The following is a 14,107-nucleotide window of genomic DNA, read 5'->3' on the forward strand; positions in this document are numbered from 1 at the left end:
ACGCCAACCCCCGACTGCCATGGTCATTCCTCGCCCACACCGGCCTGACCATCCGCCCACCACACCCACCGAACTTACGAAAAGATCAGTAGGGTGCCGGTGCCGCGGAGTCGCCGGACGCGGCGCGGTCGGCGTGCGGCTGGGGCGGGAAGCCCGACGACCGCCGGTACTGACCGGCTTGCGCCCGGTACATGGAGGCGTAGCGTCCGCCCAGCGCCATGAGGTCGTCGTGCGTGCCGGCCTCCGCGAGCCGGCCGTCGTGCAGGACGTGGATCCGGTCCGCGTGCTGGACGGCGGCCATGCGGTGCGTGACCAGAACGACGGCCCGCTCCGGGCCGGCCAGACCGCGGATCTTCTCGAACGCCGCGATCTCGGCGGTCGGGTCGAGAGCGGACGTCGGCTCGTCGACGATCAGCATGCGCGGGTCCCGGTACCGGGCGCGCGCGAGCCCGAGCTTCTGCCACTGTCCGCCGGACAGTTCGCTGGCGCCACGGAAGACCCGCGCCAGCAGGGTGTTCATCCCGTGCGGCAGGTCGCCGATCATGCGCTCGGCGCCCGCGTACCGTGCGGCCTCCTCCAGCCGTGTCCCGTCGACGGGCCGGACGGTGTCACTGATGCGGATGTTCGTGCCTGCGGTCATGGGCCAGCGCTCGAAGTCCTGTGTCAGCAGCCCGACATGGGCGAAGATCTGGCGACGGTCCGCTTCCCGCAGATCGACACCGTCCCAGAGAATGCGGCCGCTCTCCGGAAGCAACAGACCGGCCAGCATCTTGATCAGCGTCGACTTCCCGGCCCCGTTCTCCCCCACGAACGCGGTCACGCCGCCCACCGGAATCGTGAGCGAGACGTCGTCGACGGCCCGCCCGTCGCGGTCCGGGTAGCCGTAGGAGACGTTCTCGAAGGTGATCGCCTTCGGTTCGGCGGGGACCGCGAGCCCCTCGGCGGGGATGGATCGGTGACCGGCCGCATCGACGAAGCGCTCCAGGTCGCGCACGTAGAGGGACTCCTCGTGCAGGGAGTTGAGGTTCATCACCAGCCCGCCGAGACCGGCCGATCCCGAGCGGACCGCGACAACGGCCGTACCGGCGATCGCGAGGTCCACGTGCCCGCCGAGGATCAGTACGCCGAGCGCGGCATAGGTGGCGACGACCGCCACCCCGGAGAGCGCGGCGGCCAGGAACTCCGTGCCCGCCTTGTCCGTGGCGAGCCGGGACTGCTCCTCCTCCGCGCTCTCCGCCATCGCGCGGTAGTGGCCCAGGAAGAACCGGCCCACGCCGTGCACGCGCACCTCCTGCGCGGCGGTGCGGGACGTCAGGAGCTGGCCGAGCAGACGGCTCGCCCTGATGTGCTCGACCCACTGCATGGTCGAGACATAGCGCCGTTGCGCCACCCGCATCGCGCCCCAGCCTCGGGGCGCGGCGATCAACAGCAGCATCGGCAGCAGGGCGGGATGCAGCACGGTCAGGACGCCACCTGCGGCGATCAGCGAGATCACGCCGTTGACTGCGGCGACGCACGCGCCGATCATCCGGCGGGCGGAGTCCGCCCCGAACTGGGCGATGTCGATGAGCCGTTGGAACTCGCCGTCCTCGATCGCCTCCAGTTCGACCGCCGCGGCGGCCTCCAGAAAGCGTTCGTTCGCGGCGCGTTCCACCTTCGGCTCCAGGCGGCCCGTCGCCGCCGTCGACAGCGAGGCGAGCACCGCGCCGACGACAGCGATGACACCGCCCGCCACGAGCGCGGGCAGCGCGTCACGCAGCTGCTCCTGGGTGCTCCCGCCCCCGAACAGCGCCTGGAGCACGGTGTTGAGCACGATCAGGCCGAGGGCGGCGGTGACTCCCTGGCCGATCTCCGTGACGGCGACGGTCGTCAGCGCGCGCCGGTCGGCGCGCAGGGCGGGCGGAGCGTGCCGGCGACCATCTGGGGCATCGCCCGCAGCGCGGACAGCATGGTCAGCTGCAGTCGCGCGTACTCATGGGTCGACCAGCCCATGTCGTAGCGCAACGCACCGCCGAACAGCTCCCGTTCGGATGCGGACACGGCCGGCTCGACGGGCTCGGGCCGGGCGAACAGGCGCCTCAGCCGCCCTCCGCCCCTGCCGCCCCGTCCGGCCCCCTCCGGCCGCGACTCTGTTGAGTGACGCACAAGCCCCTCCTCCACGACGTTCCCCTTCGTCCGGAGTCGCGCCGCGCGCGAACGTCCCCACGGCTGCGGTGATCCACGACCCGCTTCCGCGTGCGTCGTTTCGCGCCGACGTTCGACCCCGTGCCGTGAAAACGTCCCCCTGCGGGGTCGGTTACGGCCGACGGGGACGAATTGTCGCCCCTATGTTCGACTTGGTCTCCACGGCCGCCCACGCGGCGCCGAAGCCGCCCGCCGGGCGGCCGGTCCTGTGCCGCGCCCCGTCACCCGTCCCGCCGCGCCCCCAGCTCCGGGTGGGCGTCGAGTAGTTTGCGCGGCGCAGCCTGGCGCCAGGAGTCCTCCAGGATCACGCGCAGTTCGTCCTCCCCCTCCACCGCCGGCAGCCGCACCCTCAGCCAGGCGTAGTTGTCGTCATGGCCCGCCTTCATGAAGAACTTTTCGGGCTCCGCCGCAATCAGCTCCGCCCGGTCGTCCTTGGGGCACTTCACCCCCATCACCCGGTCGTCGTCGTCCAGCGACGCGAAGATCCGGCCGCCCTGCTCCAGCCGGAACGTGGGCATTCCCCAGGCGAGCTTCTCCAGCGCCCCGGGCAGCGAGAGCGCGATTTTGCGTACGTCGTCGGCAGTGGCCATGCAACGACGGTACGACGCGCCACCGACAATCGCCCGCGACCCGGGATGCGGGTGTCCGGGGGGTCACCTGGCTGAGCGCCGGTCACATGCGTCGCCAACTGCCGTACCACAGCGAGCCCTTCCGACCCATTGACCCCCGGATGTGCGGAACCTACGCTGTGCCGCGAATCGAGAAAGCGCTTTCTATTTTCGCACCCCCGCAGCCTGCCCACCAGCACCGGGAGCGCCATGACTGGTCATCGCACGAGACACAGCCGCACGGTCCTGTCCCCACTCACCGCCATCACGGCACTGCTGGCGCTGCTCATCGGACTCGGGGTGACCCTGTCACCCCGCGCCGAAGCGGCGCCCTATCGCGTGCTCGTCTTCTCCAAGGTCACGAACTTCACCCACGACTCGATACCCGCCGGCATCGAGGCCGTCAAGAAGCTCGGCAGCGAGAACGGCTTCGAGGTCGAGGCCACCGACGACGCCGCGGCCTTCACCGACGCCAACCTCGCCCGCTTCCAAGCGATCGTCTTCAACAACACCAACTCCACCCCGGAGAGCGGCGATCTGCTCGACGCGGCGCAACGCGCCGCGCTGCAGAAGTTCATCCGGGCCGGCGGTGGCTGGGTCGGTCTGCACGCCGCGTCGGCGAGCGAGCGGGACTGGGCCTGGTACGAGGGCCTGGTCGGCGCGATCTTCGACAAGCATCCCGCCGTCCAGACCGGCCGGATCAAGGTGCTCGACGGCACGCACCCCTCCACCGAGGGCCTTCCGCAACTCTGGGAGCGCACCGAGGAGTGGTACAACTGGCGCACCAATCCGACCGGCAAGGTACACACGCTCGCGCAGATCAAGGTGCGCGACGGCATCACCGGCCTCGACGAGGGCGTCGACCACCCGTGGTCCTGGTGCCAGAACTACGACGGCGGACGTTCCTGGTTCACCGCGGGCGGCCACGCATCGTCCGCCTTCCAGGAGGAGGGCTTCCTCAAGCACATCCTGGGAGGCATCCAGTGGGCCGCGGGCAACAAGCCCGGTGACTGCACGGCGACCAGGACGGGTGCCTTCCAGCGCACCCCGCTGGCGACGAGCGACCTCGCGGACCCGTTCGAGCTGGCCGTGGCGCCCGACCGCCGGGTCTTCTTCATCCAGCGCACCGGCAAGGTCAAGGTGATCGACCAGCAGACGCTGAAGGTCACCACCGCGCTGGACTTCGCGTACACCCCCGACATGACGAGCCAGTCGGACGGTCTCCTCGGCCTCGCGCTCGATCCGCGGTTCGCCGAGAACAACTGGCTGTATCTGCTGCACTCGGACAAGACCGAGAAGCGGCTCAACCTCTCCCGCTTCACGGTGAGCGGCAGCACCATCGACCCCGCGTCCGAGGAGCGGCTGCTGACCGTGCCCACCCTGCGCGGCGAGGGGCGCGCCAATTCGCACATGGCGGGTTCGATCGCGTTCGACAAGAACGGTGACCTGTACGTCGCCACCGGCGACAACACCGACCCCTTCGCCTCGGAGGGCTTCACCCCCATCGACGAGGGCGAGGGCCGCCGCGCCTGGGACGCACAGGGCACCTCCGGCAACACCAACGATCTGCGCGGCAAGATCCTGCGCATCACGCCCAAGGACGACGGCACCTACGCGGTGCCGGAGGGCAATCTCTTCGCCCCGGGCACGGACAGGACGCGCCCCGAGATCTACGCGATGGGCATGCGCAACCCGTTCCGGATCACCACCGACCCGGTCAGCGGCGCCCTGATGGTGGCCGACTACGGCCCCGACGCACGGACCGCCAAACCCGACCGAGGCCCCGAGGGCACCGTCGAGTACACCCGTATCACCGAGGCGGGCAACTTCGGCTGGCCGTACTGCGTCGGCAACAACACCCCGTTCAACGACTACGACTTCACGACCAAGACCTCCGGCGCGAAGTTCGACTGCGGGAACCTGGTGAACGACTCGCCGAACAACACGGGTCTGCGGGAGCTGCCGCCGGCGAAGCCCGCAACGGTCTGGTACGCGTACTCGGCCTCGGCCGAGTTCCCCGAGGTCGGCACGGGTGGTGGCGGCCCGATGAGCGGTCCCGTCTACTCCTACGACGCGCAGAACACCTACCAGGGCAAGTTCCCCGAGTACTTCGAGGGGAAGTGGTTCACCTACGAACTGACCCGCAAGTGGTTCAAGGCGTTCTCGTTCCAGCAGAAGGACCAGACGTTCACCGACCCGCGGTTCGCCCCGGCCAAGGCCGGTGATCTGCACTCGATCAACCCGGTCTTCGCCGACATGAGCTGGAACCAGCCGTTCGACGCCGACTTCGGTCCCGACGGCGCGATGTACGTCATCGACTTCGGTCTCGGCAGCGGCACCGGCCGCGGCGGCAGCAACGAGGGCTCGGGCATCTACCGCATCGACTACGTCGGTGACGAGCGGCTTCCCTCCGCCAAGAACACTGCCGTGCCGGACAGCGGCAGGGCGCCGCTGACCGTGTCGTTCTCCAGCGAGGGCTCGGGGCTGCCGGACGGCAAACCGGTCACGTACGCCTGGGACTTCGACGGAAACGGCAGCACCGACTCGACGGAGGCGAACCCGACCCATGTGTACCGGGAGAAGGGCCGGTTCACCGCCCGTCTCACGGTCACCGGGCCCGGCGGACTGACCGGACTCGCGGTGCAGGACATCACCGTCGGCAACACCCGGCCGGTCGTCACGATCCAACAGCCCCCGAACGGCGGCATGTTCGGCTTCGGCGACACCATCCCCTTCACGGTGAAGGTCAAGGACAGGGAAGACGGACGAATCGACTGCTCCCGGGTCGTCGTCCAGTCACAGCTCGGACACGACTCCCATCTGCATCCGCTGGACAACTACACCGGCTGCACGGGCGAGATCGCGACCGACGCCGGGGACAGCCACGGGCCGGGGCAGAACCTCTACTACGGCATCACCGCCCAGTACGAGGACAAGGCGGCGCCCGGCGTGCCCTCGCTCACCGGTTCCGCGTCGCTGACCCTGCGGACCACGTTCCGCGAGGCCGAGCACCGGACGGCGACGGGCGGCACCAACGCCGGGGCCGTGGTGTCCGACCGTGCCGACGCATCGGGTGGCAAGCGGCTGACCGAGATCGAGCACGGTGACTGGGTCAGCTTCGACCCGGTCAACCTCAAGGGCATCGACTCCGTGACGGTCGGTGCCGCGTCCGGCGGGATCGGCGGCACGGTCGAGTTCCGTGCCGGATCGCCGACCGGCACGCTGCTCGGCAAGGTGAGCGTTCCGAACACCGGCGGCTGGGGCAATGTCGTCTCGCCGACGACGACGCTGGTGAATCCGGGCGGCACGGTGAAGCTGTACGCGGTGTTCACCAACCCCGAGTGGGCGGCGACGGGCCCCGACCTCTTCGCCGTGGACTGGCTGCACTTCAACGGCCCCGGCGTCGAGAAGCGCCAGGGTGCCCGTGTCTCGGTGAAGGCAGCGCCCGCCTCCGGCACCGCGCCGCTCACCGTGCAGCTGACGGGCCGGGCCTCGCTGCCGGAGGGCCGCACCGTGGCCTCGTACCACTGGGACTTCGGCGACAACACGAAGCCCGCCGGCGAGGAAAGCGCGACGGCGACCCACACGTATGCGCGGGCCGGTACCTACACCGCGCATCTGACGGTCACCGACGACAAGGGCGACACGACCACCAACCACGTCCGCATCACAGTCGGTTGAGGGAGACAGACATGAACGACAGCAGACGCGCATTCCTCTCAAGAGCGCTCGGCGCCGCGGCCGCGGCGGCAGTCACGGTCACCGCGGCAGGTCCGCTCGCTCACGCGGCACAGCCCGGGGACGCGGCGGGGCCCGGCCGCCGCTGCCGGCGGATCCCGCCCTCGGGCCTCGGAATGCACCTCTACACGATGCGCACTCCGCTGGCGGCGGACTTCAGGGGCACGCTCGCGCGCCTCGCCGAGATCGGGTACGCCACCGTCGGTGTCAGCGGCCGGCACGGCAACAGCGCGGCGGCGATCCGTTCGATGCTGGACGAGACCCGCCTCAAGGCGGTCCTGGAGCATGTCGGTTACGACATCGTCAGGGGCGCCGGGCTGCCGCAGGCACTGGAGGACATCCATACGCTGGGCGCCCGGTGGATCGTGGTGCCGAGCCTGCCGGGAGCGATGCACACGCCGGCCGGATTCCGCGAGGCGGCCCGCGAGTTCAACAAGGCGGGCCTTGCCGCGCGCAACGCGGGGCTGGGTCCGCTGCTCTTCCACAACCACGGGCTCGACCACCAGACGGTGGACGGCGAGGTGCTGTACGACATCCTGCTGAACGAGACCGACCCGGAACTGGTCGGCTTCGAGCTGGACGTCTACTGGGCGGCGAAGGGCGGCGGCAGCGATCCGCAGGACCTGTTCGTGCGGCACCGCCGGCGTTTCCCCGCGCTGCATGTGAAGGACATGGCACCGAACGGTGATTTCGCCGACGTCGGTTCCGGGGTGCTGGACTTCGCGGCGATGTTCGACACCGCCCGCAGCGGTGGGGTGAAGCAGTGGCTGGTGGAGCACGACTCGCCGGCCGACCCGTTCGCGACCGCGCGGAACAGCTACACGTATCTGGCGAATCTGCGGTACTGACGGGGCGGTGAACACCGAGGAGCCCTGTACCTCCCCCCGGGAGGTACAGGGCTCCTCGGTTGCCCGGGCGGTGTCAGTCCTGTGCCGACACCGCGCCGAGCAGGCCGCGGATGCGGGTGGTGGCCTCGCGGAACTCGGGTCGGCCCATCGTCTCGGTGTAGTCGCGCTCCGCGGGCAGGCCGACGTCGATGATCTCGGTGATGGTGCCGGGCCGGGGGCTCATGACGACGACGCGGTCGGCGAGGTAGCAGGCCTCCGAGATGGAGTGGGTGACCAGCAGCACGGTGGTGCCGGTCTCCCGCCAGATGCGGTTGAGCTCGGTGTTCATCTGTTCGCGGGTGAGGGCGTCGAGCGCGCCGAACGGCTCGTCCATCAGCAGCACCGGCGGTTCGTGCAGCAGGGCGCGGCACAGGGCCACGCGCTGCTGCATACCGCCGGAGAGTTCGTGCGGCAGCGCGTCCTCGAATCCGCTCAGGCCGGTCATCTCGATCAGTTCGTCGGCCCGTCGGCGGCCGACGGCCGACGGCATCCTGCGCATCTCGGCCTGGAGCAGGATGTTGCGGCGGGCGGAGCGCCATTCGAGCAGGGCGGCGCGCTGGAAGACGTAGCCGATGTCGTGACGTGGTCCCTGCACCCGCTCGCCGTTCAGCAGGACGTCTCCGGTGGAGGGCTGGAGGAGGCCGGCGACGAGCTTGAGGAGGGTGGACTTGCCACATCCCGAGGGGCCGACGATGGCGACGAACTGCCCCATGGGGACGTCGAGGCCGATGTCGGTCAGCGCGGTGACGTCACGGTTCTTGGTGCGGAAGCGGACGGCTACGTCCTTGACGGAGACCGCGGGGGCGCCGTTCGCTGCGCCCGTGCTGTTCACCGCCGGCTCCCGGAGGGTGTCCCTGGCCATCGTCATCCCTTCATCGCGAGGGCGCTGTCCCAGTACTCCGCGACCGGCTTGGGGCTCTTGACGAGTCCGGCCTCGGCGAAGACGTCGATGGTCTGCTGCCAGTCGGCCTCGGTGTTCACGCCGGGCGCCTTGCCCTGCGTGGCCTGGGTGTGCAGCAGGGTGAGTGTCGTCCTGAACTGCTCGGACAGAACTGTCTTCGGCGGCAGTTGCTCACTGGCGCCCGCCATGGAGGCGACGGCAGGGTCGGGTGCCTTCTCGGCGGCGGCGAAGGATTCGCTGACGGCCTTGGCCATGCGCCCGGCGAGGTCCTTCCTGCCGGAAAGGATCTTGTTGCCGGCGATGAGACCGTTGGAGTAGAAGTTCAGCCCGTTCTCGGAGAACCGCAGATAGGCAACGGGCTTCTTGGCCTTGTCCTGCATGGTGGGGCCCTGGTCGCTCGCGTAACCGAGGAGTCCGTCGGTCTTGCCGGAGATCACCGCGGCGATCTTGCCGGCGGGGTCGGTGTTCTGGACCTTGACGTCCGTCTCCTTGAGGTTGTTCTTCTCCAGGAAGATCGGGAACGTCTTGGACAGCGCGTCGCCCGCCGTGCCGGCGATGGTCCTGCCCTTCAGGTCGGCGGGGCTCTTGATGCCCTGTGATGCGAAGAACTGCACCGAGGACGGCGTGGTCTGCAGGAACACGCCGAGGCTCTTCACGCTCACTCCGGCGTCGACACCGGAGAGCACGGCGGGGGTGTCGGCCCAGCCGAAGTCGGTCTGTCCGGCACCGGTTGCCTGCACGGTCTTCTGGGAGCCCTGGCCGGCCCGGATGTCCAGGTCGATCCCGTGCTTCTCGAAGATCTTCTGCTGCTTGCCGTAGTAGAAGGGCGCGTGTTCGCCGTACGGATACCAGTTGAGGGTGAGGGTCACCTTGTCCAGTTCCTTGCCGGAGGAACTGGTCGTCTTGCCGGAACCCTCCTCGCCGCAGGCCGTGGCGACCAGGAGCAGCGGTATGAGGCCGGTCATAAGTCGTCGGCGCGCAGTCATGGCGGTTCCTTCTCGTCAGCGGGGACAGGTGCGTTGCGGTGTGGGTCGGACCACGGTGCTCAGTACGTGGTGGTGGCGCCGGAGTCGCGGCGGCTGGCGTGCCAGGGCAGGAGCAGTTGCTCGGCGATCTCGACGAGGACGAAGAGCACGACCCCGATCAGGGACATGACCAGCAGCCCGGCGAAGAGCATCGGGGTGTCGAGGTTGCCGTTGGCCTGGAGGATCACATAGCCGAGGCCCTCGTTGGCACCGACGAACTCGCCGACGACGGCGCCGGTCACGGCGAGCGTGACGGCGACCTTGAGTCCGGAGAAGAGGTGCGGCAGGGAGGCGGGCAGGCGGATCTTCACAAAGGTCTGCCAGGGCCTCGCCCCCATGGTGGAGGAGAGTTGCAGCATCTCGGGGTCGACCGCCTTCAGGCCGGTGACCATGGAGATGACCACCGGGAAGAACGCGATCAGTACGGCGATGAGGATCTTGGGTGCGATGCCGAAGCCGAGCCAGACGACGAACAGCGGCGCGATGGCGATCTTCGGTACGACCTGTGCGAACAGCAGGATCGGGTAGAGGGTCCGCTCGACGGTCGACGAGTAGACCATGATCACCGAGGCGAGCACGCCGACCGCGACGGCGATGGCGAAGCCGAGCAGCGTCTCGTAGGTGGTCACCCAGCTGTGCTGCAAGATGTAGTCGGCCTTGCCGGTGAGCACGTCGAGGGTCGCGCCCGGCGAGGGGACCAGATACGGCTCCACCAGCTCGGCGGCGGCGATCACCCACCAGGCGCCGAAGCAGGCGAGCAGCAAAGCCACCGGCCGCCAGCTCTGTTCGACCAGGCGTGAGGTCCTCTCCCCCGCACTCGGCCTGTTCCGGGTGTCGACTCCCGCCACCTTCGCGGGCGGTGCCTTGATGGCGCTCTGACTCACGGTCAACTCCTGGGTGCTCCGGAGCGGTCAAGAAGAGCCGTCTGGATTCTTGATGCGAGAAAACGCTTTCAGAAAGCGCTTTCTGATAGGATGCCGCCACGCTAATGAGTGCTTGTCCGCACGGTCAATAGGTCGTCCCGAAGTTTCGGGGGGTCAGGTGAGTGAACGGGAACCGCAGGCTCATGTCACGCTGGACGTCGTCGCCCGCAGGGCGGGGGTCTCCCTCGCCACGGCGTCCCGAGCCCTGAACGGCACCACCCGGGTCGGGGAGGACCTGCGCAGCCGCGTGCGCGCGGCGGCCGACCAGCTGGGCTACATCCCCAACGCCCATGCCCAGGCGCTCGCCAGCGCCTCCAGCAACACCGTCGGCCTCATCTGCCACGACGTCGGCGACCCGTACTTCGCCGCGATCGCCGGCGGTGTGATGCGGGCCGCGGCCGAACAGGACCTGCTGGTCATGCTCGCCAGCACCTTCCGCGAACCGGCCCGCGAGATCGCCTACGTGTCCACGCTGCGCGCCCAACGGGCCCGCGCCATCCTGCTGATCGGCTCCGGCTTCCAGGACCGCTCCTGGGAGCGGGCACTCGCCGCCGAGCTCGATCCCTATGTACGGGCCGGCGGACGGGTCGCCGTCGTCAGCAGACACCGCAGCCTGCGGGCGGACGCCGTCCTGCCCGAGAACCGGGGCGGGGCCGCCGCCCTCGCCCGCGCCCTGCTCGCCCTCGGGCACCGGGAGTTCGCCGTGCTCAGCGGCCCGCCGTCGCTCACCACGGTCTCGGACCGGCTGTCCGGGTTCCGCGCGGAGCTCGCCCTCGCCGGCGTCACCCTCCCGCCCGACCGCATCCTGCGCGGCCCCTTCACGCGCGAGGGCGGATACGCGGCCGCCCGCGCCTTGCTGGCGCGCGGCGCCCCTCCCACATGCGTGTTCGCCGTGACCGATGTGATGGCCGTGGGGGCCCTGGCGGCGTTCAGGGAAGTGGGCGTACGCGTACCGGAGGACATCTCGCTCGCGGGGTTCGACGACATCCCGCTGGTGCGGGAGCTCTCGCCGCCGCTGACCACGGTGGCGCTCCCGCTCGCCGAGATGGGACACGAGGTGATGGCACTCGCGCTGCGGGAGCCGCGCGGGCCGCGGTCGCGGGTGCTGCGGGTCGGCGGGGAGGTCGTCCTGCGGGCGAGCGTCGCCCCTCCGACCCGCGGGGCCGGCCCGACACGGCGGCGCTGACGCGGGCGGGGAGCCATGAACAAGGGGGCGCGTCGGGCGGACGGGAACGCCGGGGGCGTGCACGCACCAGGTGCGGCGCACGGGTGCGCGCCCTGTGCCGCGCCGATGCGCCGGTGGAGCCGTTCCGGTGCCGACCACCAACGCCTGATTTCGGCCCGGTTGGCCGCTGTATCGGTTCTTCGGATGTTCCCCGATGACACAACTGTGCACACTGAGGTTCCGTTCCGAGCGAACCCGCCATATGCCGGAGAACTCGTTGCCGTTGGCATGTGGCAGAAAGCCAACCGGGGGGAAGGGTTCCGATCGGCACCCGGCATGCCCGTACCACACAACTCATATCCTCAATCAAACGTCAATGGCCTGCATTTCGGCCAAAGTTGACATCGACCTTGTTCCACCAGGGCAGGGTCAACAGGCTGATGTGGTCGGCCTGTTCGGGACGAGATCACTGCCGATGCACCACCTGCTCGCACAAGTGCGCGAACAGGCGTTTCGCGGAGGGGAGCTCGCGATGGACGGTTACTTCGCCAGTCGACTGCATCACCAGCTGCGCGCTCAAGTGAGGGATTTCGCCGAGCGGGAGGTACGACCGCGCATTCCGGCCATGGAGGCGACCAGGGCCGTCGATCGGGAGCTGTCCCTGCTGATCGCGCGGCAGGGCTGGCTCGGCGCCACCATCGCCGCCGACTACGGCGGCATGGCGCTGGGACACCTCGCGAAGACCATCATCATCGAGGAGCTCTCCCGGGTCAGTGGTGCGATGGGCGCCATGGTTCAGGCCTCGCAGCTGGGCGTCGCCAAGATTGTCCATTTCGGTAGTGACGAGCAGAGGAAGACCTGGCTCCCGGCGATCACAGCCGGGGAGTGCCTGCCGACCATCGCCGTCACCGAACCGGAGTCCGGCGGCCATGTTCTGGGTATGCAGGCGACCGCGGCACGTGACGGCGACGACTACGTCCTCAATGGCCGAAAGGTGTACGTGGGCAACAGCCATGTCGGCGACCTCCATGGCGTTGTCTTACGGACCGGGCCCGGGTCGCACGGGCTGACGGCCTTCCTCGTCGAATCGGACCGACCGGGGGTCCGCACGGCCGATCAGCAGCCGACGATGGGCCTGCACGGCTTCAGCTTCGGTGAACTGCACTTCGACAACTGCCGCGTTCCGGCCTCCGCCCGCCTCGGCGACGAGGGGGACGGTCTGGCCGTGGCGTACTCCTCCAGCGTGCTGTACGGGCGGGCGAATCTCACCGCCGTCTCACTCGGTATCCACCAGGCGATCCTGGAGGAGACCACCCGCTTCTGCGAGCAGCGCCTTCGCTACGGCAAGCCGCTGCACGAACTGCCCACGGTGAAACTGAAGTTGGGCGCCCTTCAGTCGCGCCTGATGACGTCGAGGCTCGCCGCCTACCACGCGGTGCACCTTCTCGACGAGGGGATCCCGTGCGATGCCGAGCTGATGAACGCCAAGCTGGTCAATGTGGAGTCGGCGATCGACTCGGCCCGCAGCGCCATGGAGATCCATGCCGCGGCCGGGCTGTTCGCGGACCGTCCCATCGAGCGGTACATGCGGGACGCCCTGCACATGTTCGCCCCCGCAGGCACCTCCGACGTGCAGCTGCTCCGGCTGGCCGAGGTCGCGCTCGGCACGGCGAAGGGCGACTGGTCGCAGCGGCTTTCCGACGCCGTGCGGATGGCACACGCCGGCTGAAGGGGCCACCGGCGAGCGCAGTCCCGGGGCCGAGCGCAGTCCCGGGGCACGGGCGGCTGTCGTGCGATCCAGGACTACGCGATCCAGGACTGCGCGATCCGGGCTGCGACGGTCCCGGGGCACGGGGCGCCCGCCCCGGGCCGCCGTCTCAGATCCGGCCGTCCTCGCGACGGTGGATCTGCTCGATCAGCTCGGCGGCAAGGGACTTGATGGTCTCCAGCCCTGCCCTGCCCCACGGCCTCGGCTCCGTGTCCACGACGCAGATCGTGCCGAGCGCCATGCCCGTGCGGTCGATGAGCGGGGCCCCCAGGTAGGAGCGGATGCCGATCTCGTCGACCACGGGATTACCGGCGAAACGCGGATAGTCGCACACGTCCTCCAGGACGAGCGCCTTGCGTCGTACGACCACATGGGGGCAGTAGCCGTGGTCACGGGCCATGAAGCGGCTGACCTCGCCACCGGTCGCCGCCGCACCCAGGTCGGAGCCGCTGTGCGTGCCTCCCGGGGTGTGCAGACCGGCGAAGAACTGCCGGTTCTCGTCGATGAAGTTGACCATGGAGTACGGCGCTCCGGTCACCTCGGCGAGCTTGTGGGCGAAGTCGTCGAAGGCGGGGTCGGGCCGGTCCCCGAAGCCCAACTGACGCAGTCGCTGGACCCGCGCGGGTGCTTCGCGGTCGACCGGGGTCAGCAGCAGATGACCGGTGGGGTCGTACGTCATGTCGGTGCTCCATAACTCGGTGCCGGGCCCGGCACGGCGGTGGTGGTGAGCAGATGCTGGACGAGGGTGACCAGAGTGCCGATGCCCGAGCTGGCGATCCGCGCGTCGCACAGGACGACCGGCACCTCCGGCTTTAGGGCGTGTATCGAAAATGCTGCTCGCGGTGCTCATCGGCAGCTGCGGGCAGCGCTGGATGTACGAGCCGGGGATGGTGTGCGCCCCTTCCAGC

General features: G+C 69.5%; 9 protein-coding genes and 2 pseudogenes. 4 read left to right on the forward strand and 7 right to left on the reverse strand.

The features are described from left to right. Positions 1–85: 85 nt before the first annotated feature. Both AC067Z_RS37570 and AC067Z_RS37575 read right to left on the reverse strand, forming a co-directional pair. A pseudogene (locus AC067Z_RS37570) lies at positions 86–2,040 on the reverse strand (ABC transporter ATP-binding protein). Positions 2,041–2,405: 365 nt separating this feature from the next. Then, entirely contained in the window at positions 2,406–2,774 is a 369-nt protein-coding gene (locus tag AC067Z_RS37575) for an MmcQ/YjbR family DNA-binding protein (RefSeq protein WP_478794147.1), read from the reverse strand. 228 nt (positions 2,775–3,002) lie between these two features. On the opposite strand from AC067Z_RS37575, the gene AC067Z_RS37580 reads away from it, so the two are divergent. Beyond that, on the forward strand, positions 3,003–6,473 hold the full coding sequence (locus AC067Z_RS37580) for a ThuA domain-containing protein (protein ID WP_478794148.1): 3,471 nt from the start codon (positions 3,003–3,005) through the stop codon (positions 6,471–6,473). An 11-nt stretch (positions 6,474–6,484) separates the two neighbouring features. After that, a complete protein-coding gene (locus tag AC067Z_RS37585; RefSeq protein ID WP_478794149.1) occupies positions 6,485–7,378 on the forward strand; it encodes a sugar phosphate isomerase/epimerase family protein in 894 nt (297 codons plus the stop codon). A 73-nt stretch (positions 7,379–7,451) separates the two neighbouring features. On the opposite strand, the gene AC067Z_RS37590 is transcribed toward AC067Z_RS37585, so the two are convergent. The 3 genes from AC067Z_RS37590 to AC067Z_RS37600 are packed head-to-tail and all read right to left on the reverse strand — an operon-like array spanning position 7,452 to position 10,227. Further along, entirely contained in the window at positions 7,452–8,285 is an 834-nt protein-coding gene (locus AC067Z_RS37590) for an ABC transporter ATP-binding protein (protein ID WP_478794150.1), read from the reverse strand. After that, on the reverse strand, positions 8,282–9,304 hold the full coding sequence (locus AC067Z_RS37595; protein ID WP_478794151.1) for an ABC transporter substrate-binding protein: 1,023 nt from the start codon (positions 9,302–9,304) through the stop codon (positions 8,282–8,284). The genes AC067Z_RS37590 and AC067Z_RS37595 overlap by 4 nt, the downstream gene beginning before the upstream one ends. Before the next feature lie 59 nt (positions 9,305–9,363). After that, the gene (locus tag AC067Z_RS37600) at positions 9,364–10,227 is read right to left on the reverse strand and encodes an ABC transporter permease (protein WP_478794152.1); all 864 of its coding nucleotides are present in this window, start codon (positions 10,225–10,227) and stop codon (positions 9,364–9,366) included. Between the two features lie 157 nt (positions 10,228–10,384). Here AC067Z_RS37600 and AC067Z_RS37605 point away from each other — a divergent pair, with 157 nt between their 5' ends. Next, positions 10,385–11,452: a LacI family DNA-binding transcriptional regulator gene (locus tag AC067Z_RS37605; RefSeq protein WP_478794153.1), complete on the forward strand. Its 1,068-nt coding sequence runs from the start codon at positions 10,385–10,387 to the stop codon at positions 11,450–11,452. 511 nt (positions 11,453–11,963) lie between these two features. Then, positions 11,964–13,160, forward strand: coding sequence for an acyl-CoA dehydrogenase family protein (locus AC067Z_RS37610; protein WP_478794154.1), 1,197 nt, complete (start codon positions 11,964–11,966; stop codon positions 13,158–13,160). Between the two features lie 148 nt (positions 13,161–13,308). On the opposite strand, the gene AC067Z_RS37615 is transcribed toward AC067Z_RS37610, so the two are convergent. After that, entirely contained in the window at positions 13,309–13,878 is a 570-nt protein-coding gene (locus AC067Z_RS37615) for a GAF domain-containing protein (RefSeq protein WP_478794155.1), read from the reverse strand. After that, positions 13,875–14,015, reverse strand: a pseudogene (locus AC067Z_RS37620) (ATP-binding protein); the annotation flags it as partial. The pseudogene AC067Z_RS37620 and the gene AC067Z_RS37615, both read right to left, overlap by 4 nt. Positions 14,016–14,107 lie beyond the last annotated feature (92 nt).

The sequence above is a fragment of the Streptomyces sp. NPDC043812 genome (assembly GCF_056436245.1).

What these genes read in the sequence shown, in the direction of transcription:
- AC067Z_RS37575 (WP_478794147.1), bottom strand. Translation starts at nt 2,774, where the DNA reads ATGGCCACTGCCGACGACGTACGCAAAATCGCGCTCTCGCTGCCCGGG.
- AC067Z_RS37580 (WP_478794148.1), top strand. Translation starts at nt 3,003, where the DNA reads ATGACTGGTCATCGCACGAGACACAGCCGCACGGTCCTGTCCCCACTC.
- AC067Z_RS37585 (WP_478794149.1), top strand. Translation starts at nt 6,485, where the DNA reads ATGAACGACAGCAGACGCGCATTCCTCTCAAGAGCGCTCGGCGCCGCG.
- AC067Z_RS37590 (WP_478794150.1), bottom strand. Translation starts at nt 8,285, where the DNA reads ATGACGATGGCCAGGGACACCCTCCGGGAGCCGGCGGTGAACAGCACG.
- AC067Z_RS37595 (WP_478794151.1), bottom strand. Translation starts at nt 9,304, where the DNA reads ATGACTGCGCGCCGACGACTTATGACCGGCCTCATACCGCTGCTCCTG.
- AC067Z_RS37610 (WP_478794154.1), top strand. Translation starts at nt 11,964, where the DNA reads ATGGACGGTTACTTCGCCAGTCGACTGCATCACCAGCTGCGCGCTCAA.
- AC067Z_RS37615 (WP_478794155.1), bottom strand. Translation starts at nt 13,878, where the DNA reads ATGACGTACGACCCCACCGGTCATCTGCTGCTGACCCCGGTCGACCGC.